At 32.8% G+C, this 19,619-nt stretch carries 21 protein-coding genes; 9 read left to right on the forward strand and 12 right to left on the reverse strand.

Going from position 1 to position 19,619, the window contains the following annotated elements:
- Window positions 1-20 precede the first annotated feature (20 nt).
- Window positions 21-1,145 carry a 2-iminoacetate synthase ThiH gene (gene thiH, locus AB3G36_RS01960; protein ID WP_367755470.1) on the forward strand — a complete coding sequence of 375 codons (1,125 nt, stop codon included), beginning with the start codon at window positions 21-23 and terminating at the stop codon, window positions 1,143-1,145.
- A 65-nt stretch (window positions 1,146-1,210) separates the two neighbouring features.
- Entirely contained in the window at window positions 1,211-1,921 is a 711-nt protein-coding gene (locus AB3G36_RS01965) for a ThiF family adenylyltransferase (RefSeq protein WP_367755472.1), read from the forward strand.
- A gap of 356 nt (window positions 1,922-2,277) precedes the next feature.
- Here the strand turns inward: AB3G36_RS01965 and aat are convergent, their stop codons facing one another.
- Window positions 2,278-2,919 carry a leucyl/phenylalanyl-tRNA--protein transferase gene (gene aat / locus AB3G36_RS01970; RefSeq protein ID WP_367755474.1) on the reverse strand — a complete coding sequence of 214 codons (642 nt, stop codon included), beginning with the start codon at window positions 2,917-2,919 and terminating at the stop codon, window positions 2,278-2,280.
- Window positions 2,920-3,007: 88 nt separating this feature from the next.
- Here aat and AB3G36_RS01975 point away from each other — a divergent pair, with 88 nt between their 5' ends.
- Entirely contained in the window at window positions 3,008-3,739 is a 732-nt protein-coding gene (locus AB3G36_RS01975; RefSeq protein WP_367755476.1) for a phosphatase PAP2 family protein, read from the forward strand.
- A 68-nt stretch (window positions 3,740-3,807) separates the two neighbouring features.
- Here AB3G36_RS01975 and AB3G36_RS01980 read toward each other — a convergent pair whose 3' ends face one another.
- Both AB3G36_RS01980 and AB3G36_RS01985 read right to left on the reverse strand, forming a co-directional pair.
- Window positions 3,808-4,179: a DUF3127 domain-containing protein gene (locus AB3G36_RS01980; RefSeq protein ID WP_367755478.1), complete on the reverse strand. Its 372-nt coding sequence runs from the start codon at window positions 4,177-4,179 to the stop codon at window positions 3,808-3,810.
- Window positions 4,180-4,207: 28 nt separating this feature from the next.
- Window positions 4,208-5,083 (reverse strand): flavin reductase family protein, encoded by an 876-nt coding sequence (locus AB3G36_RS01985; protein ID WP_367755480.1) that lies wholly within the window; start codon window positions 5,081-5,083, stop codon window positions 4,208-4,210.
- Window positions 5,084-5,257: 174 nt separating this feature from the next.
- On the opposite strand from AB3G36_RS01985, the gene AB3G36_RS01990 reads away from it, so the two are divergent.
- Complete coding sequence (locus AB3G36_RS01990) at window positions 5,258-6,418, forward strand: sensor histidine kinase (RefSeq protein ID WP_367755482.1); 1,161 nt, start codon at window positions 5,258-5,260, stop codon at window positions 6,416-6,418.
- On the opposite strand, the gene AB3G36_RS01995 is transcribed toward AB3G36_RS01990, so the two are convergent.
- The 3 genes from AB3G36_RS01995 to greA form a co-directional block, all read right to left on the reverse strand.
- Window positions 6,408-7,571 (reverse strand): transglutaminase domain-containing protein, encoded by a 1,164-nt coding sequence (locus AB3G36_RS01995; protein WP_367755484.1) that lies wholly within the window; start codon window positions 7,569-7,571, stop codon window positions 6,408-6,410. The genes AB3G36_RS01990 and AB3G36_RS01995 overlap by 11 nt on opposite strands.
- Before the next feature lie 88 nt (window positions 7,572-7,659).
- Window positions 7,660-8,049: an HIT family protein gene (locus AB3G36_RS02000; protein ID WP_367755486.1), complete on the reverse strand. Its 390-nt coding sequence runs from the start codon at window positions 8,047-8,049 to the stop codon at window positions 7,660-7,662.
- 49 nt (window positions 8,050-8,098) lie between these two features.
- Window positions 8,099-8,575, reverse strand: a complete 477-nt coding sequence (greA, locus tag AB3G36_RS02005) for a transcription elongation factor GreA (protein WP_367755488.1) — start codon at window positions 8,573-8,575, stop codon at window positions 8,099-8,101.
- 256 nt (window positions 8,576-8,831) lie between these two features.
- Between greA and AB3G36_RS02010 the strand changes: the two genes are divergently transcribed.
- Window positions 8,832-9,245 carry a Rieske (2Fe-2S) protein gene (locus AB3G36_RS02010; RefSeq protein WP_367755490.1) on the forward strand — a complete coding sequence of 138 codons (414 nt, stop codon included), beginning with the start codon at window positions 8,832-8,834 and terminating at the stop codon, window positions 9,243-9,245.
- Between the two features lie 57 nt (window positions 9,246-9,302).
- Here the strand turns inward: AB3G36_RS02010 and AB3G36_RS02015 are convergent, their stop codons facing one another.
- The 5 genes from AB3G36_RS02015 to AB3G36_RS02035 all read right to left on the reverse strand — a co-directional run bounded on the left by AB3G36_RS02015 (window position 9,303) and on the right by AB3G36_RS02035 (window position 15,664).
- Entirely contained in the window at window positions 9,303-11,513 is a 2,211-nt protein-coding gene (locus AB3G36_RS02015; RefSeq protein WP_367755492.1) for a TonB-dependent receptor, read from the reverse strand.
- Between the two features lie 289 nt (window positions 11,514-11,802).
- Window positions 11,803-12,207 (reverse strand): alternative ribosome rescue aminoacyl-tRNA hydrolase ArfB, encoded by a 405-nt coding sequence (gene arfB / locus AB3G36_RS02020; protein WP_367755494.1) that lies wholly within the window; start codon window positions 12,205-12,207, stop codon window positions 11,803-11,805.
- A gap of 24 nt (window positions 12,208-12,231) precedes the next feature.
- Complete coding sequence (locus tag AB3G36_RS02025; protein ID WP_367755496.1) at window positions 12,232-14,346, reverse strand: DUF4301 family protein; 2,115 nt, start codon at window positions 14,344-14,346, stop codon at window positions 12,232-12,234.
- Window positions 14,307-14,930, reverse strand: a complete 624-nt coding sequence (gene pnuC, locus AB3G36_RS02030) for a nicotinamide riboside transporter PnuC (RefSeq protein ID WP_367755498.1) — start codon at window positions 14,928-14,930, stop codon at window positions 14,307-14,309. The genes AB3G36_RS02025 and pnuC overlap by 40 nt, the downstream gene beginning before the upstream one ends.
- Window positions 14,927-15,664 carry a geranylgeranylglyceryl/heptaprenylglyceryl phosphate synthase gene (locus tag AB3G36_RS02035; RefSeq protein WP_367755500.1) on the reverse strand — a complete coding sequence of 246 codons (738 nt, stop codon included), beginning with the start codon at window positions 15,662-15,664 and terminating at the stop codon, window positions 14,927-14,929. Before AB3G36_RS02035 ends, pnuC begins: the two co-directional genes overlap by 4 nt.
- Before the next feature lie 102 nt (window positions 15,665-15,766).
- Between AB3G36_RS02035 and AB3G36_RS02040 the strand changes: the two genes are divergently transcribed.
- The 3 genes from AB3G36_RS02040 (at window position 15,767) to AB3G36_RS02050 (ending at window position 17,112) form a co-directional block, all read left to right on the forward strand.
- Window positions 15,767-16,363: a Crp/Fnr family transcriptional regulator gene (locus AB3G36_RS02040; protein ID WP_367755502.1), complete on the forward strand. Its 597-nt coding sequence runs from the start codon at window positions 15,767-15,769 to the stop codon at window positions 16,361-16,363.
- A 75-nt stretch (window positions 16,364-16,438) separates the two neighbouring features.
- On the forward strand, window positions 16,439-16,720 hold the full coding sequence (locus AB3G36_RS02045; RefSeq protein WP_367755504.1) for a hypothetical protein: 282 nt from the start codon (window positions 16,439-16,441) through the stop codon (window positions 16,718-16,720).
- 2 nt (window positions 16,721-16,722) lie between these two features.
- The gene (locus AB3G36_RS02050) at window positions 16,723-17,112 is read left to right on the forward strand and encodes a group III truncated hemoglobin (protein WP_367755506.1); all 390 of its coding nucleotides are present in this window, start codon (window positions 16,723-16,725) and stop codon (window positions 17,110-17,112) included.
- Between the two features lie 27 nt (window positions 17,113-17,139).
- Here the strand turns inward: AB3G36_RS02050 and AB3G36_RS02055 are convergent, their stop codons facing one another.
- A complete protein-coding gene (locus tag AB3G36_RS02055; protein ID WP_367755508.1) occupies window positions 17,140-17,787 on the reverse strand; it encodes a 4'-phosphopantetheinyl transferase superfamily protein in 648 nt (215 codons plus the stop codon).
- A 270-nt stretch (window positions 17,788-18,057) separates the two neighbouring features.
- On the opposite strand from AB3G36_RS02055, the gene ahcY reads away from it, so the two are divergent.
- Window positions 18,058-19,374, forward strand: a complete 1,317-nt coding sequence (gene ahcY, locus AB3G36_RS02060; protein ID WP_367755510.1) for an adenosylhomocysteinase — start codon at window positions 18,058-18,060, stop codon at window positions 19,372-19,374.
- Window positions 19,375-19,619: the final 245 nt, after the last annotated feature.

Here is a 19,619-nt window from a genome sequence, read left to right on the forward strand (position 1 = left end):
CGCACTTTGCGTTTAAGCTTATGAAAACATTCAAATCTATTTTTGAACAATACGATTGGGAAACCATTAAATCAAAAATATTCAAAACCACTTCAAGAGAAGTTGAGCAATCTTTAGCCAAAACTAAAAGAAATCTTGATGATTTCCTTGCTTTAATTTCCCCTGCAGCCCAACCCTATTTAGAACAAATGGCACAGTTAAGTCATGAACTTACAAAAAAACGTTTTGGCAAAACCATTCAAATGTATGCTCCATTATATTTAAGTAATGAATGCCAAAATATATGTACCTACTGCGGTTTTAGCCTCGACAACAAAATAAAAAGAAAAACACTAACCGACTCTGAAATTAAACTTGAAGTAGGAGCTTTAAAAAAAGCTGGTTTTGATCATGTACTATTAGTAACTGGAGAAGCCAACTATACCGTTAATATCAATTATTTTCTTAATGCTATAGATGTGATAAAAGAACAGTTTTCCATTATTTCCGTAGAAGTGCAACCGCTGTCTACAGAAGATTATGAGCGTTTGCATGAAGCTGGTGTTTATTCGGTATTAGTCTATCAGGAAACCTACCATCAAGAGGTCTATAAACAATACCATACAAAAGGGAAAAAATCAAATTTTGATTATCGACTAGAAACTCCAGATCGTGTGGGATCGGCTGGAATTCACAAAATAGGTTTAGGGGTCTTACTCGGATTGGAAGATTGGCGTACAGATAGTTTTTTTAACGCTTTGCATTTAGATTATTTACAAAAGACCTATTGGCAAACAAAATACACTGTTTCATTTCCTAGATTACGTCCCGCCGAAGGGGTGATAAAACCCAATTTTATTATGGACGACAAAGATTTAGCCCAACTCATTTGTGCATATCGTTTGTGGAATGAAGATCTAGAGATTTCTTTATCAACACGTGAAGATGAAAAATTTAGAAACAATATTATTCCACTTGGTATTACTAGTATGAGTGCAGGTTCTAAAACAAATCCAGGCGGATATGTGGTAGATCCACAATCGTTAGAACAATTTGAAATTAGTGACGAACGATCTTCTTTTGAAATTGCATCGATAATTTCTAATAGCGGATATGAACCGGTTTGGAAAGATTGGGACAGGACTTTTAGCCAAAAGTCTAATTGAAGTCAAGAGCTTCCAATAGACTATTATTAAACATAAAAACCTCATACTTTAATATATAAAATAAAATGGGTGTAATACAAGATTTTTTGCGCTATAACCGCCAAACCATGCTTCCCGAAATAGGTAATGCGGGACAAGAGAAACTAAAAAAAGCCAAAGTACTCGTTATTGGTGCGGGAGGATTGGGTTGTCCCGTTTTACAATATATAGCCACTGCAGGAGTGGGAACTATTGGAATAGTAGATTTTGATATTGTAAAACTACACAATTTACACCGTCAAATTTTATATACTGAAAAACATCTTGGCCATTCGAAAGCAATTATAGCAAAATCAGTTTTAGAGTCTTTAAATCCATTAATTAAAATTGATGCTTTTCAAGAAAAATTAACTTCAGATAATGCTACTCAAATTATTTGTGAATTTGATATTATCGTCGACGGTAGCGATAATTTTGCCACCCGCTATTTAGTCAATGACACTTGCGTAACTTTAGGAAAAACAGTTGTATATGGAAGTATTCTAGGTTTTGAGGGACAACTTGCTGTTTTTAATCACCAAGACAGTAAAAACTTGCGTGATTTATTTCCGGAGGCACCTGATCCTAAAGATGTTCCTAACTGCAATTTAAATGGTGTATTGGGCACTTTACCAGGGATGATTGGCACTATGATGGCTCATGAAACATTGAAATTAATTATTGGGTTGCCGAGTTTGAGGAATGAATTGGTATTGTTTAAAACTTTGGACTGGCAATTTACTAAATTGAAGTTTTAAATCAGTCTTAAAATCTATTTTGATTGTGTGGAATGGAACGCGTATGATGCGGATTTACTGAAGCAAAAACACGGATTAAAACGGATTTCAAATTATTCTGTTTACTGTGTGAAATTGGGCACCGATTTAACGGATAGATAGTTGTTTTATTACTGTGTTCTTATTGATTTATGTAGATTGTGTGTCGTAGTTTTCTTTGTAGGATTGTATGTGTTTTGCCCCAGATGGGAGTGAAAAGCCCGGACTTTTAAAACTATTTTTTCAAGGAATAAAAGAGCGACCGTAGGAAGCTCCTTTTATGACTTTAGAAAAAAAGGTTTTGAAGGAGGACTTGCAACATACAGCTGGATAAGGCACTACTTACTATTTTTAAGAATTGCCATGAAGTCCTTTCTATCAATTTCACGACAGCCTAGACTTTCTAAATGAGGATTATAAACCTGGCAGTCCAAGAGTTGATAATTGGCAGTCTTTAGTGAATTAACCAAGGAAATAAAAGCGACTTTGGAAGCGTTAGAAACTTTAGAGAACATACTTTCGCCACAAAAAACGTTACCTAAATCTATACCGTATAAACCACCAACCAAAATACCATCTTGCCAAACCTCAACTGATTTTGCGACTCCTAATTCATGTAAATTGCAATAGGCATCAATCATATCATTAGTAATCCAAGTGCCGTTTTGACCGTCTCTTTTTATTTTTTGACAATTAGAAATGACATCTTTAAAGTTTTGATTGAATGTAACAGTAAAGAGGTTCCGATTTAGAATATTTCGCATACTTTTAGAAACAATCAATTCATCTAAAAATAAAACCATTCTTGGATTTGGTGACCACCAAGTAATAGGTTCTCCATCTTCAAACCAAGGGAAAATACCGCTTTTATAGGCCAATTGCAGCCTTTCGGGAGATAAATCACCACCCAACGCAATAATACCAGAAGAATGCGTTAAACTAACATCTGGAAAAAATAAATCTTGAGACAAATAATACATATTTTAAATAATATCTAAATCATTACACTTAACTTTGGTATACAATTTTAATTTTCAACCCATTCATTCTTATAATAAAGTCATCCTTATGAAATACAAATCAATTCTACTTGTTTTTATAGTATTGGTAACACAAATGTATGGACAAAAAATTGATACGCTATCAACTTCCAAGAAACTCAGCTATAAACCTTTTATTGTTCCAGCTGCTATGATCACAGCCGGAGTAATATTACTGAATACGGATGATAATCAGGAAATACAAGATAAATCAAATAATTTTTTTGGAAAAAATTTCCATTCTACAGCTGACAACATATTGCCTTTAGTTCCAATTGCACAAATTTATGCAGGACGTTATTTAGGTTTTCAACCCAAAAACAACTTTAAACACCAAACTATTGATATTGTCGTTGCCAACGCAACCAGTTTAATTATTGTTGAGATTCTTAAAAATACCATTAAAAAAGAACGCCCCGACCAATCAGACAATTTGAGTTTCCCCTCTGGACATTCGGCCATCGCTTTTACGAATGCAGCACTGTTGTTCAACGAATATAAAGATTCTAATATTTGGTATGCAAGTAGTGGTTTTCTATTTGCTACTACTACCGCAGTTTTTCGAATAGCCAATAACAAACATTACAGTTCTGATGTGTTGACTGGAGCAGGAATCGGCCTGGCATCGGGAATTTTAGTATCGTATTACAATCCTGTTCAATCCATGCGATTTGGAAAAACAAAAAAGACAACTGCTTTCATTTATCCCCAAATTGGCAATAAAATTGGATTTGGGTTACTTATAAAACCTAATTATTGAGATGGGAATTGATTAAACAAAAAAAGCCTTGAGATAAACTCAAGGCTTTTTTTTTGTTTTTCTTTTTATTAAAAAGGCAAATCGTCTGGTTCATCTTCATTAAGATTTGTAGCAGGAGCAAATGCTTGTGCTGCTGGCATAGGTGCTGAAGCTGCTGGAGCATCGGCAACTAATTTTTCAATTCTCCATCCTTGAATACTGTTGAAATATTTAGTTTCACCTTGTGGATTAACCCATTCTCTACCTCTTAAATTGATTGAAACTTTTACAGGTTCACCAATATTATAATTGTTTAACAAATCACATTTATCCTGAGTAAACTCAATCATAATGTGTTGTGGATACTGCTCTTCTGTAGTAACAACTAATTCTCTCTTTTTAAATGAGGCACTCACTTGTTGTTCTGGATTAACAACTTTAATTTTTCCTGTAACTTCCATCTTCCTTTATTTTAATTGTTATTTAAGATTATTTTTTTGCAAGAAGTACTTTCCATGCAGAAAGAACATCGTTTTCATCTAAGTATTTTTTGGCTTCTACATGTACATTTTTCTTATCATCTGAGCTTAAAACTGCTTTTATAGAAAAGTTCTGTTTTACAAATATACTAACTTCTTCTATCGTAGGCAAGGCTTCTATGTTTCCTAATTTACCAAAATCATTTCCATTAAAAATGCTGCTCTTTTTAATATGCTCAGGAATAGCATCTACTCCTATTCCAAGAGTAGATAATGGCTTTGGCACTTCAAACAAACCTTGATTTGATCTAGAATACCAATTCCCTCCTAGCCTAGAAACTAAATCAATTTTATGTTGATCAATCGCCCCTTTTTCATCCAAAATAGCCTCATCAATATGTAATTTAATCACTTCACACAAAATTAAATTCCCAGCACCTCCTTCAGTTCCCAAAGGAATAATCTGAGTCACTTTGCATTCAAACTGTACAGGTGATTCTTTTACTCTTAATGGCTTTACAAGATCTGATGGAATAGGAGTAAAACCTGATTTCAAAAATTCATTTACTCCATCGGCATACTCCGTACTGGCAAGTGAAGTTTGTTGCACCATATCAAAATTGACCACATTTATCACCACTTCTCTAGTGGCTTCGCAGTTAATTAAAGTATGCTTTACCGAATTATCTCGTACACGACGTGCTGGTGAAAAAACAAGAATCGGTGGATTAGCACTAAAAACATTAAAAAAGCTAAAAGGAGACAAATTAGGATTGCCATTTTCATCTATGGTACTGGCAAATGCAATTGGCCTTGGCCCTACAGAACCCTGTAAATATCCTTGTAACACAGCCGTTGTTATACTTTTTGGATCAATACTAATCATACTTTTTACCTGTTTAAATCGCTTGGTTTACAAAAGTAAGCAAATCGTTTAAGTTTAAAAAAGAAGGGGCACTAATTTAATCTTAAATATTGAAAGCCAAGTAAAAAACTTTCTTTCACCTACTAAAACAATCCAATATTTATTTCGTTATATTTATACCTCAAAATAACATTTATGCAGTTTTCTGAAAGAAGAAATACAAGTCGTTGGATTATTATTTTTGCTTCATTTTTGATTATCTCTCTGATACTTTGGAATACCTATACTTTTTTTCAAATTTTTAAAAACGAAGAACGTTTAAAAATGAATCTTTGGGCAAATGCTCAAAAAACACTTATAAATGCTGATGCAAATACTGATGTCGAATTGCCATTACAAATATTCAGTAACAATACTTCCATACCCATCATTCTTACCGAAAATGACAGCATTATAAACACCGTTAATATTGATGAAGTGATTATAAAAGACAGCAATAAAGCAACTCTTTTTTTAAATGACTTAAAAAATGAAAATGACCCAATTGTAATTAAATATGGCCCCGGGAAATTTCAAAAATTATATTATGGAAATTCTGCTTTACTAAATAAGCTTAAATATTATCCTATTGCTTTATTACTGATTATTGTATTATTTGCTGCCTTAGTCTATTATTTTTATCGAAGTACAAAAATTGCAACTCAAAATAAACTCTGGGCTGGAATGGCCAAGGAAACCGCACATCAAATAGGCACGCCACTCTCCTCTTTAATAGGATGGGTCGAAATTTTAAAAGCAGATAACGTAGCTGAGTCAATTACAACTGAAATTGAAAAAGACATCGATCGTTTACTAACTATCACAGATCGTTTCTCGAAAATAGGATCAGAACCCATATTAGAAAATAAAAATATTGTTGAAGAAACACAGCAATCGTATCACTACTTACAATCCCGTTTTTCTAAACAAATTGAATTTATATTTGAAGCTCCAGAGAAACCCATATACGTTATGCTGAACTCTAGCTTACACAGTTGGACTATAGAAAACTTGGTCAAAAACGCCATTGATGCTATGAAAGGAAGAGGGAAATTAACGTTAAAAATTGAACAGGATAATGATTATGTGAAAATAAATGTGTCCGATACCGGAAATGGAATTCAGAAACAACAATTCAAAACAGTATTTGAACCCGGCTTTACTACTAAAAAAAGAGGTTGGGGACTAGGCCTTTCTTTAACAAAAAGAATTGTAGAAGAATATCACAAAGGAAAAATTAGAGTATTAAATTCTGAAATAGGGAAAGGAACCACCATGCAAATTGTATTAAAAAAGAATAAGCCGCTTAATATCTAATGATGGTACGAAACATAGTCTCTCTTGCTGGCTCTGATTTACTTAAGTATTTAAACACAAACTTTTCATGTTCTTGAGTCAATTGCATTGCAACACTTAAAGTTTTTTTTATTGAATTTAGGCTTGCAACATTTTTATCACCTACTTGCCCCAAATTATTCAACAAATATTGACAGTTACTAAATATATCTTTGGGGTTACGTATCATTCTTTTTAGTTCTTCATCTGAATGAATGGGTCTAAATTGCTTGTTTCTATAATTAATGAATTCATTTAATTTATTAATCCCTTCTTTATATAAGTTTACTATTATTTTAAAATCGTCTAAAGCTTTGACTTGATCGTAATATTCTATTTTCTTTTTCTCATAAGAAAGCTGATCCAAAATCATAGAATTGATAACACCATTCTTTTTAATTCTTTCCGAAGAACTTATTAATTGTTCTTTCTCTGATAGCGTATTATATCTTGAAATTTCTGAATCAAAATCGAAACGTCTTTTTGATGAATTGATTTGGGTTTGCCCATTATAGAATTCCTTATTAGATATTGTATAATTAAGAAATTGCCACATATAATCAAATGGAATGTGAGATGAAATTATTTTACTTGGATCTGTTTTAAAATAATAATTATCAATTGCTTTAACAAATACACCATTTCTTATATAACCAGCGCCCCAAGTTGGATCAAAAACATACCATTTATTATCAATATTAGCACCACACCAAGCATGTGGGTCGGTAAGAATTTCTCCTTTATATTTTGTATATCCGTTTATCACTACGGCATTAATTCCTGCTTTAATTGCAATGTCTTTAAATATTTCTGCATAATCACTACAAACTCCTTTTCTAGTTTTTAATGTGTTTTTTATTCTGTTTTCAAAAGTATCGGTATAGTTAAGGACACGCATGTTTTCAATATCATAACTGATTGTTGATGCAGTCCAATAAAAAACTGCCCGAATTTTTTCGTCATTAGTTTTAAAATTAGATGTGATATAATCTGCAATTGAATTTGTAGAAAAGGTCAATCGATTTGGAATTTCAGCCATTTTCTTATCAATTGAAGCGTACTCTATTTTGGCTTGACCCAAACAAAACAGGGAGAAAAAGAAAGTGATAAAAAGAAATAAAAAACTATTTTTCATTGTAATGGTGCGCTCTAAATTAAAATTAGCAATTGCTTATTTCATTTTAAACGAAAACCGTACCACTTTATTGGATTGTGCTGATAAACTACAAATTGGATTGAATTTGCTCTGCCAACGATTCAAATTCTTCTTTAGTTAAAGAAACTTTATTTTGAAAACGCATTTCATCCATTTCATTAAGAGGAATTAAATGAACATGGGCATGAGGTACTTCAAGCCCTACAACTGCCATTCCTACTCTTTTACAAGGAACGGCTTTCTCTAAGGCTATAGCTATTTTTCTAGAGAAATGCATTAATCCCAGATAATGCGCTTCGTCCATGTCAAAAATTTTATCAACTTCAAATTTAGGAATACAAAGTGTATGCCCTTTAGCATTAGGATTTACGTCAAGAAAGGCCAAATAGTTATCGTCCTCCGCAATTTTATAACAAGGAATCTCACCGTTTACAATTTTGGTAAATATGCTACTCATAATTTATGTTCATTTGAAGTTTTAATTTATCCGATAATTGAGTACAAAATTAGTCACGCGAAATTTCTAAAATTTCAAATTTCAACACTCCATTCGGCACCGTAATTTCAGCAAATTGACCAACTGATTTTCCTAGCAATCCTTTCCCTATTGGTGAGGTCACGGAAATTTTACCGGTTTTTAAATCGGCTTCACTTTCAGCTACCAAAGTATATTTCATTTCCATTCCGTTGGCTTGATTTTTAATTTTTACAATAGATAAAACCAATACTTTAGAAAGATCAAGGTGTGTTTCGTCAATCAATCTAGCGTTTGAATGTACCTCCTCTAGTTTAGCAATTCTCATTTCTAACATCCCTTGAGCCTCTTTGGCTGCATCGTATTCTGCATTTTCAGACAAATCTCCTTTATCTCTTGCCTCAGCAATATCTGCAGAAGCTTTTGGACGCATGACACTTTTTAAATAATCTAACTCTTCTCTTAATTTTTTTAATCCTTCTGCTGTGTAATACGATATTGCGCTCATAGTTTAATTATATTATTTGTTGGGTCATATGTAAGCTTTGAATTAAAAGTGTGAGTATCATTCTTCATTTAGTTTAACCCAAATCAAACTTAAATTCTCTTAGCTTATATAAATAGAAAAAATCCCATCAGGACGGGATTTCTTTCCACAAAGATAGTATTATTTTTTTAGTATATAATTATATGTTAATCATATCTAATTCAAAGTTAAATAATTTAAATTTGTTTAACTAATACTTTTAAAATATTATTATTTAATGAAAAAATGTATCGTATTACTCGTTATTATAACTGCTTTTTGGGGCTGTAGCAACAGTGATTTCAATAATAAAAACCCCTATATACCTAGCTATACTTTTACTGTTGATATCAACATGAATTTACCTGCTTACTCAAACTTACAATATCCTAGCAATGCTATCTATTACTCTAGTGTTGGAGCTAAAGGAATTTATATTTTCAATACAGGAAGTGGCTATAATGCATTTGATGCCGCCTGCCCTAATCAAGCAATTAGCAGTTGCTCTACGATGACATTAAAAGGCATTAATGTAGTTTGCCCATGTGATGACACTGAATATAGTTTATTTACTGGGCAAGGAAAATTACAATATCCTTTAAAACAATATCGAGTGGAGGTCAACGGAAATGTACTACGCGTGTATAATTAATAAAAAAGCCCGAAAATAAAAACTTTCGGGCTTTTTTATGCGTTTCACTATGTTTATCTAAAACTTCAATGTTAATCCTACAAGGAAGTTAATTCCAGCTTGTGGATAGTACCCTGCTCCTTCTATCGTTTTAATTTGATTTGGGTCGCTCCAGTTATCATCGTACGTATAGAAATAACCGTTGGACACATATTTATAATCAAAAATATTATTAACTAATCCTGTTACCAAAATTGATTTGAATACTGACTTCGGTGTAAACTCATATGAAACATTCAAGTCGTTTACAAAATAAGACTTCAATTTAGACCCTTCTGAATCTATATTTCCCATGTATTGCTGACCAACCATTTTTGATAAAAACGAAACTTGAAAATTAGTAATTGGCATAAAAGTGATTATGTTCCCCGCAATAAAATCTGGTGAATAGGCAATATTAGTATTTCCTAAAGCAGTTAATACTCCGTCTCTTTCAAAATGAAAATCTTTATTTTTATTACTACTTAGGGTAAAGTTTGGTCGAATGATTAAATTATCCAATACTGCTATTGTAGCATCAACCTCTACACCTAAGCGATAACTATCCCCGCTATTTTTGCGAATTGGACTTCCTACATCATCTAATTGTCCCGTTAAGATCAACTGATCTTTGTAGGCCATATAATAGACATTTACGTTTAATTTTACTTTTGCAGTACTATGACGCAATCCCAATTCAAAATCATTCAACTTTTCAGGTTTTGGACTTCCGTTTTCATAATCGGTTCTATTAGGTTCACGATTCGCTCTTGCATATGAAGCATACAGTTGATTGTTGTCGTTAATCTCAAAATTCAATCCTGCTTTTGGATTAAAGAAATTAAAGTTGTCATTTACTACTCCTGTTTCAGGACTATCTGCTTTGTAACGTACATTTCTCAATTGTAAATCTCCATATAAACTAAACTTCTCTGCAATTTGATAATTGGCTTTTGCAAAAACATTTCCATCAGTTTTGGTGGCATAATCATCATAATAATGGTCTCCCAATTCGGATGTTGAAGCAAAACGTGCCCAAATTACTTTTCCAAAATGACTTCCTTCGTATTTATTGTATCCCCCTCCAAGTATTACATCTAACTTTTCACTTTTATAATTAGCAGAGAATGTAGTTCCACAGAAATCATTGTCTAACCATTTTTGACGGACAAGGTCGGTAGTAGTCACTGTCCCAACAGGCTGCAAACCATAATCAGCCATATCAGCATCTTCCTTGTAATTTTCATAATACCCCTTCCCTTTGGTATAATGAAAAGCTAGGTTTGTATTCCAGTTATCAGATACTTTTTCGTTCCAATGCAATTGGTAATGATCTTGTTGGTAATTATCCGTTTCATTATCATAAAATCGTGTATTTCCAGATTCATCTGTAAATATTCCAGCTGAATTAAATGTCCTGTCACTGATCAATGTTTCCGCATCAATACCATTCCAAGATTGATAGGTTTTTTCCTTTCCACCAAAGGCCAACGCTTTAATCAAGGTTGTTTTACCTACATAAGTTCCTTGTAAGAAATACGATTTTAAGTCGGAACTAGCGCGATCAATATAACCATCTGATTTTAAAGCAGACAATCGTCCTGCCAATTCAAAATGATTGTTCATTAATCCCGTACTGAATTTAACTGTATGTTTTCTTGTATTGAAACTTCCAAAAGAATTAGAAATCTCCCCATTGCTCTCTTTTGAGTAGGCATCAGTCAACATATTTAGACTAGCACCAAAAGCGCCTGCTCCATTTGTTGATGTTCCTACACCACGTTGCAATTGCAAGCTTTCTACTGAAGAAGCAAAGTCGGGCATATTCACCCAATACGTTCCGTGACTTTCAGAGTCATTATAAGGGATTCCATTAATAGTTACATTCACACGGGTAGCATCACTACCTCGTACCCGAATTCCTGTGTAACCAACACCGTTTCCTGCATCTGATGTTGTAATAACCGAAGGTAGATAGTTCATCAAAATAGGAATATCTTGACCTAGATTTCTAAACTTGATGTCTTTTTTATCTAAATTACTAAAACTAACCGGTATTTTTGTGGTAACCCGAACCGCTGAAACCAGTACCTCATCGAGTTGATTCACCTTAGTCGTATCTTTTACTTGTGAAAAAGAAAGAAAAGAAAAAAGAAAGAAAAGAATTGACGTTGAGATTGTCAATTTTTGTTGTTTTGCAGCTTTGCAGCTTTGCAACTTTGCGACTTTGTAATCAATAATAGTATTCATCCGTAAATAAGATTACGAATAAAAGGGGGAATTATTCTTTTGTTAAATTAATAAATGATTGTTTCCTATGACTATCAGATAGCTTACACACTATTGATTTATCATTTTTTCCCTTGACAACATTACTCGTCCAGGTTCGTTGGGTATAATCTCAGCTCGTTATTTAGAGCACCCCTTTGAGACGGTGCAAATGTAATCTTAAAAAAAATAAAAATCAAACAAGAAATTACAATTTTAATTAAGAAAAACAAACGAATGCAAACAAGTTAAAAACCACCATAAAACCTAGCTACTCTATATCTGGTTTTTTCCTATTTTGCTTTACTTGAGAGATATTCTTTTTATTCTTAATCCTTTTTCTAATTGCTGATTTTGGAACTTTTGTCTCTTTTCTTGATTTTTGTAAAATTAAACCTTTCTTGATTAGTTCCAAAAAACGTTTGGTGACAATTTCCTTATTCCTTAACTGACTTCTATCCTCATCACAGTTTAGTATCAAAATCAAATCAGCGGTTAATCTTGTGGAAAGACTTATTTCAATAAGTGCTTTTTCAGACTCGGACAAAGCATTAGAATTTTTCAAATCAAAAGTCAATACAATCTTTGAAGAGACCTTATTTACATTTTGCCCACCAGCACCACTGCTACGAACCGCCTTGTACTGTAATTCTGATATAATTTTTTGAACTTCCATTATGTTTTCTTACTAATTCAAAAACTATTGGGGTTGATGAGCTAGGTTTAATAAATCATTTACAGTCTTCACTGGATTAAAGGTAATCAACGGAACTTGTACAAAAACAGTCAGCCAATTGGCCATTGCGCCATTCCATAAACCAGGTAATTCATAAGCTTTAATATCTTTTCCAGAAATACTTTTATGAACTATAAATCCACGATCATGATCTACAAAATTCATTAAATCGAACTTTTCATTTTTGTAGTTTTTAAAACTACAAACCAAATCTACAGGGTTAAAATGAGAAGCGTTTTCCATAATTTTCAGTTGGCCTTTAACTGATAAATCAACTTCCGAAGATTCTACAATTTGAAGTGATACATTTCCATTATTTCCTTTGGTCCAAAAAGGCCCCCCTCCAGGTTCTCCTTCATTTTTAACCATACCGCATATACGAATTGGTCTATTTAAAATAGTCCTAATTTCTTTAACTCTATTTTCAAAGGTAAGGTCTTGGAAATCTAAAGAGAATGATATGTTCAATTTTTCTCTCAAAAAAGTAATCGTCTCATCTAATAATTCTTGATTAAAAGTAGCGGAATCAATTGCATTGAGATATAAAAATATTTTTTGTTGTAATTCAATCAAAATTCCAGCTAACGCTTTCTTATACAATGAAATTTTTTCGTGGTTAATTTGAGTTACATTATCAATGTTTTTAATAAAAACAATATCAGCATCTAATTCATTTAAATTTTTAATTAATGCTCCATGTCCACCAGGCCTAAACACTAATTCCCCATTTTCATTTCTAAAAGGTTTATTATTTAAACCCACCGCAATTGTATCAGTACTTTTATTTTGAAAAGAATAATTTACATTTATTTTAGTCTTCGTTTTTTTCTCAACTATAGGCTTAACATCGTTTATTATATCTTCAAATTGTTTTAAATGATTTTCAGAAACAGTAAAATGTAAATTTGAAACTCTATTTGAACTTGAGTAATTAGTGCACTCATATAAATGTTCTTCTATTGCTGTAGCGCTATGTGTTTCATATCTATGAAATGGAAGAACACCTTTTGGTTTATTTGAATAATCAAAATAATCCTCAGACAACATTAATTTTATAAAATAATAGTTTTTTAAATTTCGATGCAAGGAATCAAAACTTATAAATTCTTCTTTTAATTTTTTATCAATTACGTCATAAAACGGCAGCCTTTCTAATCCTACTACAAAAACAGGTAGTTTACTGCTTTTTTTCCTATTTACATAGGCTTTAATACTTTCATTTTCTACATCAAATTCATTCAAAAAGGTAATCAAAAACTTAAACATTCTACTTGCTGCACCAGATGCCGGAACGAATTTCTCTAACCTTAATGTCGAATTATTTGCGTCATAAAAACCTGCTTTATCTTTAAATTCGTTTTCGGATAGTTTTAAAATTCCATTGTATAGGGTTGCTGGTTCCAATAAAATCGTTTTTGCAACACCATTTTTAAATATCGACAACTGTTTTCGAATATTCTCTAATGGAATTCCATATTCATATATCTGTACAAAATCACGGGAGCTCAAACCCATTTCTTTAGCCTTAGTTAAATCATCAATAATAGAAATCGCTGTATTTAATCGAAGATTTTTATCTCCAGAAAGCGTTATAAATGGTTTTTTATTTTCTATCAATGCCCTTTTAAAAACCTCAAAAACCGATTTCCTTCCTTCTGGCTTGTCCCTCAAATCGTCTTTCTCCCACGGCACATCGATATCAGTAAGAAAAAACAAGTCGTATTCATGTTTAAGTGCAGCTTCATCTAGAGAAGGCTCACAAGTATTATAGTAAACCTCAGAGAAAACTTTTGTAACCATTAAGTTGGTATCACAAAATAAATAATCATTTGCATGAGCAAGAGCATCATTTTCTAATTTAGTTTGGCCATAAGCGATTGGTAGCATATCACTAACATCACAAACAAGTTGCTGCTTATCCCATTTTTCTTGTAAATAATCACGCGCAAACTCTGGAACCCACAGTGTCTTATAGTATTCCGCAAGTTGCTTTGCTAAAGTTGTTTTCCCTGTACTTTCAGGGCCAAACATAGCAATTTTTATAATTGCAGACTGCTTTTGTTTAAGATTTTCCTCCATTCTAAATAAGCTGAAACAGCTAAAATTGTAAATATTAAATATTGTAAAGACAACATCCCTAACCCTCTATAAGCATATAATGGTGTTACAATTATATCACCAATAATCCAAAGCGTCCAATTTTCTATTTTTTTATTGGCCATATACCACATTCCAGTAAAGAAAATACCTGAGGCAATGATGTCTATATAATTATCATTATGAATTTTATAATCAAATAATTTATATATCCCGAAAACTACGAAAATTGTCACAAAAAACAACAAAATACCAATTAATTTTTCTTTACCATTGGTTCTTGTTATTGGCAATGAGTCGCTATCTTTTGTCTTTCTAGTCCACTTATACCAACCATAAATACTCATAATTGTAAAATAACCGTTAATCATCATGTCACCAAGATATCCTGCAACATAAAGTAAATATACTGAAATTATTGTGGCTATCAATCCAGTAGGATATACTAAAATATTTTCTTGTCTAGCAAACCAAACGCTTAATATCCCAAAAACGAAAGCTATAAACTCTAATATAATATGCGTCATACTTACATCTTTGTAAGCATTTAAAAAAAAATCTATCATTGATTAAAGTGATTAAAAAAATTAAAATCTTTTTCAAAAGCTGTCCCTATAACTACCAAATCAGCCCCTGCAGCATATGCTTTTTGAATTCCTTGTAAATCTACAATTCCACCACCAACAATTAAAGGAATTTCTAAATTTTGAGCAACTAATGCAATCATTTCAAATGGAACAGCTTGTTGCGCTCCACTACCCGCTTCTAAATAAATGAGCTTATTACCCAGCATTTCGCCCGCTTGGGCAGTTGCAAGCACTAAATCACCATTGCTTCTCGCTACAGGATTTGTTTTACTAACTCTGGCTACGGCAGTTTCATTTCCGCTTTCGATCAATATATAACCTGTCGAAATAATTTCGAGATCACTTTGCTTTAAAATTGGAGCTGCTATAACCTGATGGCCTATTAAATAATCTGGATTTCTTCCTGACAATAAGGAGAGAAACAAAATTGCATCGGCTTCATTTGAAATTTGAGACGGATTGCCTGGAAAAAGAACGATTGGTAAATTAACGTTCTGCTTTAATCGAATAATTAATTCATCGATTCGATTCGATTCTACCAAACTCCCACCAATGAAAACATGTGAAGCAGGAGATTGATTAATTTTCAAAATCAAATTATCCAAATCTCTCCAGACAATTTTATCTGGATCCAACAAAATGGCCAATAGTTTTTTTCTATCTGCCTTACTTTTTACTATTTCTTGATATGTGTTTTCTGTTTTTTTTTGCATTGGAACGTAAAAGTAAAAGTTTTTTTTTTAGCACAATAACTATTTTTGAAACAATTACATTTGCTTGAAAGACCCTCCATAACAAAACCAAAAAAATAAAAAATGATTGCTATTGAATTATTAGAGAAATATGGAGCCGTAAAAAAACGATATGACAAAGCCTCCACTATATTTGAAGAAGGAAAACTGCCTACACATTATTATCAAATTCTTTCTGGCGAAGTGAAAATGAACAATTATAATGACGATGGGCGCGAATTTATTCAAGGCTTTTTTTATCAAAATCAATGTTTTGGCGAACCTCCTTTATTCCTAAATCGAGTTTATCCAGCTAGTGCAGTTGCCGTAGAAAATACCGAATTGATTTGCATCACTAAAGAATGCTTTTTAGAATTGCTCGCTAATAATCCTGCAATAAGCATAACAATAATTGAAAACTTAGCACAGCGATTGTATTATAAATCAGTAATGGCAGCTGAAATATCTTCTGAAGAACCCGAACATAGAGTCTTAACACTCATTGATTATACGATTGCTAATTTTAATTTAAAAAAATCCCAACATGGATATCTAATCAATTTTACTAGGCAACAAATTGGTGATTTAACGGGACTTCGAGTAGAAACCGTTATTCGAGCTATTAAGTCTTTAGAAAAAAAAGGGCTCTTAAAAATTATTAATCGAAAGGTCTACCGTTAAGTTGCCCTTTATGATTTGAATCATAAATACAACGAGTCCCATACATCTAACTTTGTCATATTAAATTTTTACACTATGACACTTTATAAAAATACATTAGAGAATTTCGACAAAAATTTTATTGGTTTTTCAACTTTAGCTATATTAGGACAAAGTTGCCTTGGCGGAGCTGCAGCTATGACCATATTAGCTAACGGAACTTCTGTTGGACAAATGATTCAACTTAGCTTCATCGTGTTAATTTGTATGCTGGTAAATACTTCTATTTTAGCACAAATGAAACACAAGCTAATTTTCAACCTGATTATCACAAGCACGCTGCTAAGCACTTTATTGATTGTATTAAATAATCTTTAATAATGAAAAAGACTATTGATAACCGAGCTGACATTTCACTTTTAGTCACCACTTTTTACAAGAAAATAAGAGCCGATAGTGAAATAGGTTTTTATTTTAATGACACCATAGTTAACTGGGAAGAACATGTAACAAAACTGACCGATTTTTGGGAAACCAATTTATTTGCGGTCAAAAAGTACAGCGGAAACCCAATACTGGCTCACAATACAATCGACAAGTTATTTACTAACCAAATATCATCACATGAATTTGGCATTTGGCTGAATTTATGGTTTGAAACCTTAGACGAGTTATTTTTAGGAGAGAATGTGGATATTCTAAAAAGAAGAGCCCGAAAAATGAGTACTTTTCTTTATATGAATATGTTCGAAAGCCGAACTAAAGTGTAGTTCATTTATACCGTTTTACAACACATATTACTTTTTCTCAAAAGCATACACAAGCCCAAAGTCTTCTATTTCTTCGTGAAATATTTTAAAATCTTTCACTAACTTATCAAAGTGAAGTTCTGCTCTTAATTCTTTATCATGTAAACGGAAGGCTTTGACTTTAATATGATCTTTGAAACTAATTCCCTTTTCATTTCTAATTTTAAAAATAGCTTCTTTGGCTCCCCAAATCACGGTAAGTTTTTTTATGTATTCTTCGTGATTTTTTTTATCTAAATAGTTGAACTCTTCATCAGCAAATTTATCAGCGATGCGAATGATTTTTTCTCTTTGCAGCTCAATATCGATGCCTACGGTTTCATCACTCAGAATAATAGCTGAAAAATGGTGGGAATGTGTAATAGAAATGTATTTACCATCTATAAGATGTGGCTTCCCAAATTCATCATAATACAAATCTAAATCATTATAACCTGCCTCTTGCAAGAGTTTACGAACGCTTAAAAAACCCCGTTGATGTAAGTCGGATTTCATATTATCAAGTCGGATACGGTTTTTCATGTTTAACACTACTTCCCCATGGAGTTCATTAAAAGATTCGGTGATTTTCCAAACCAGAATTTTAGTATTTATCCCAACGTTTGGGGAGAAGTTTATGGTCTTGTATAAAGGCATGATTCTATATCGTGATTTTTAGCCCCGATGGCAACGGCATCCTTTTTATCTTGAAAATTGTTTTAGTTTACCAAAACAAGTTCAAGATAAAAAGATATAGTGAACAGCGGGATTAGCTCCTGAAAATGAAGCTAAACAGTCTTTAATTTATTATTTTACTGATTTTTAAAAGATTACACTATTAAACAATTCATAAATATAAGTGAATCCTTTTTAAATCATAAGTTATTACGTAAATTTGCAAAAAATTACAATACAAATATACTATAAATGAGTACTACAACTATGCCTTTTGTGGCTTTCAAAGTAAAAGACATCTCTCTAGCAGCCTGGGGAAGAAAAGAAATTGAACTAGCTGAAGCTGAAATGCCAGGTTTAATGGCACTTCGCGCTGAATACAAAGACGAACAACCTCTTGCTGGTTCTCGTATTGCTGGATGTTTACACATGACGATTCAAACTGCAGTTTTAATAGAGACTTTGATTGCTCTTGGTGCTGAAGTGACTTGGTCTTCTTGTAACATTTTCTCAACTCAAGATCAAGCTGCTGCTGCTATCGCTGCTGCAGGAATTCAAGTATACGCTTGGAAAGGTTTGAACGAAGAAGATTTTGACTGGTGTATTGAGCAAACATTATTCTTTGGTGAAGATAGAAAACCATTGAACATGATTCTTGATGACGGTGGAGATTTGACTAACATGGTTATTGACCGTTACCCAGAATTAGTTGCTGGAATCAAAGGATTGTCTGAAGAAACTACAACTGGAGTTCATAGACTTTACGAAAGAGTAAAAGCAGGAACTTTACCAATGCCTGCAATCAATGTTAATGACTCGGTTACTAAATCGAAATTTGACAACAAATACGGATGTAAAGAATCTGCAGTTGATGCAGTTCGTCGTGCAACTGATATTATGCTTGCTGGTAAAAGAGTAATCGTTTGTGGATATGGTGACGTAGGAAAAGGTACTGCGGCTTCTTTTAGAGGTGCTGGTTCTATTGTTACAGTTACTGAAATCGATCCAATTTGTGCTTTACAAGCTGCAATGGACGGTTTTGAAGTGAAGAAATTAAACACTGTTGTTGGAAATGCTGATATCATCATCACAACAACTGGAAATAAAGATATCGTTCTTGGTTCTCACTTTGAGCAAATGAAAGATAAAACTATCGTTTGTAACATTGGACATTTTGATAACGAAATCGCAGTTGCTTGGTTAAATACTAACCACGGAGCTTCTAAAGTAGAAATCAAACCTCAGGTAGACAAATATACTATCAACGGTAAAGACATCATCCTTTTGGCCGAAGGTCGCTTAGTAAACCTTGGTTGTGCTACAGGTCACCCAAGTTTTGTAATGAGTAACTCATTTACTAACCAGACTTTAGCGCAAATCGAATTGTGGAAAAACAGCGCAAACTACGATAATGACGTATACATGTTACCAAAACACCTTGACGAAAAAGTAGCAATGCTTCACTTGGCTAAATTAGGAGTTGAATTGGAAACGCTACGTGACGATCAAGCGGCTTACATTGGTGTTCCAGTTGATGGACCATTCAAACCAGAATACTACAGATACTAATTAATTGTAAATTAGCGATTGCTGATTATAATTTTAGATTTATAGAAACCCTTGCAAGAAACTGAACTAAATTCAGTTTGAATGCGAGGGTTTTTTGTTTTTGGGCGAGACCCTACGTAAAAACTTCGGGCCGGGCTATTCACTATATCTTTTATTTCTTCCCGAAGTTTCGAGATGAAATAAAAGGATACCGCTACTATCCCTTTCGCAGTTCCCACGAGCTAGGGAATCCCTTCCTGCACAGA

It is taken from the genome of Flavobacterium sp. WC2430 (assembly GCF_040822075.1).
GTDB lineage: Bacteria > Bacteroidota > Bacteroidia > Flavobacteriales > Flavobacteriaceae > Flavobacterium.

Bases quoted from the DNA above. Each gene is read 5' to 3' on its own strand.
- thiH (WP_367755470.1), top strand. From the start codon at position 21: ATGAAAACATTCAAATCTATTTTTGAACAATACGATTGGGAAACCATT.
- AB3G36_RS01965 (WP_367755472.1), top strand. From the start codon at position 1,211: ATGGGTGTAATACAAGATTTTTTGCGCTATAACCGCCAAACCATGCTT.
- aat (WP_367755474.1), bottom strand. From the start codon at position 2,919: ATGTATTATTTGTCTCAAGATTTATTTTTTCCAGATGTTAGTTTAACG.
- AB3G36_RS01975 (WP_367755476.1), top strand. From the start codon at position 3,008: ATGAAATACAAATCAATTCTACTTGTTTTTATAGTATTGGTAACACAA.
- AB3G36_RS01980 (WP_367755478.1), bottom strand. From the start codon at position 4,179: ATGGAAGTTACAGGAAAAATTAAAGTTGTTAATCCAGAACAACAAGTG.
- AB3G36_RS01985 (WP_367755480.1), bottom strand. From the start codon at position 5,083: ATGATTAGTATTGATCCAAAAAGTATAACAACGGCTGTGTTACAAGGA.
- AB3G36_RS01990 (WP_367755482.1), top strand. From the start codon at position 5,258: ATGCAGTTTTCTGAAAGAAGAAATACAAGTCGTTGGATTATTATTTTT.
- AB3G36_RS01995 (WP_367755484.1), bottom strand. From the start codon at position 7,571: ATGAAAAATAGTTTTTTATTTCTTTTTATCACTTTCTTTTTCTCCCTG.
- AB3G36_RS02000 (WP_367755486.1), bottom strand. From the start codon at position 8,049: ATGAGTAGCATATTTACCAAAATTGTAAACGGTGAGATTCCTTGTTAT.
- greA (WP_367755488.1), bottom strand. From the start codon at position 8,575: ATGAGCGCAATATCGTATTACACAGCAGAAGGATTAAAAAAATTAAGA.
- AB3G36_RS02010 (WP_367755490.1), top strand. From the start codon at position 8,832: ATGAAAAAATGTATCGTATTACTCGTTATTATAACTGCTTTTTGGGGC.
- AB3G36_RS02015 (WP_367755492.1), bottom strand. From the start codon at position 11,513: ATGAATACTATTATTGATTACAAAGTCGCAAAGTTGCAAAGCTGCAAA.
- arfB (WP_367755494.1), bottom strand. From the start codon at position 12,207: ATGGAAGTTCAAAAAATTATATCAGAATTACAGTACAAGGCGGTTCGT.
- AB3G36_RS02025 (WP_367755496.1), bottom strand. From the start codon at position 14,346: ATGGAGGAAAATCTTAAACAAAAGCAGTCTGCAATTATAAAAATTGCT.
- pnuC (WP_367755498.1), bottom strand. From the start codon at position 14,930: ATGATAGATTTTTTTTTAAATGCTTACAAAGATGTAAGTATGACGCAT.
- AB3G36_RS02035 (WP_367755500.1), bottom strand. From the start codon at position 15,664: ATGCAAAAAAAAACAGAAAACACATATCAAGAAATAGTAAAAAGTAAG.
- AB3G36_RS02040 (WP_367755502.1), top strand. From the start codon at position 15,767: ATGATTGCTATTGAATTATTAGAGAAATATGGAGCCGTAAAAAAACGA.
- AB3G36_RS02045 (WP_367755504.1), top strand. From the start codon at position 16,439: ATGACACTTTATAAAAATACATTAGAGAATTTCGACAAAAATTTTATT.
- AB3G36_RS02050 (WP_367755506.1), top strand. From the start codon at position 16,723: ATGAAAAAGACTATTGATAACCGAGCTGACATTTCACTTTTAGTCACC.
- AB3G36_RS02055 (WP_367755508.1), bottom strand. From the start codon at position 17,787: ATGCCTTTATACAAGACCATAAACTTCTCCCCAAACGTTGGGATAAAT.
- ahcY (WP_367755510.1), top strand. From the start codon at position 18,058: ATGAGTACTACAACTATGCCTTTTGTGGCTTTCAAAGTAAAAGACATC.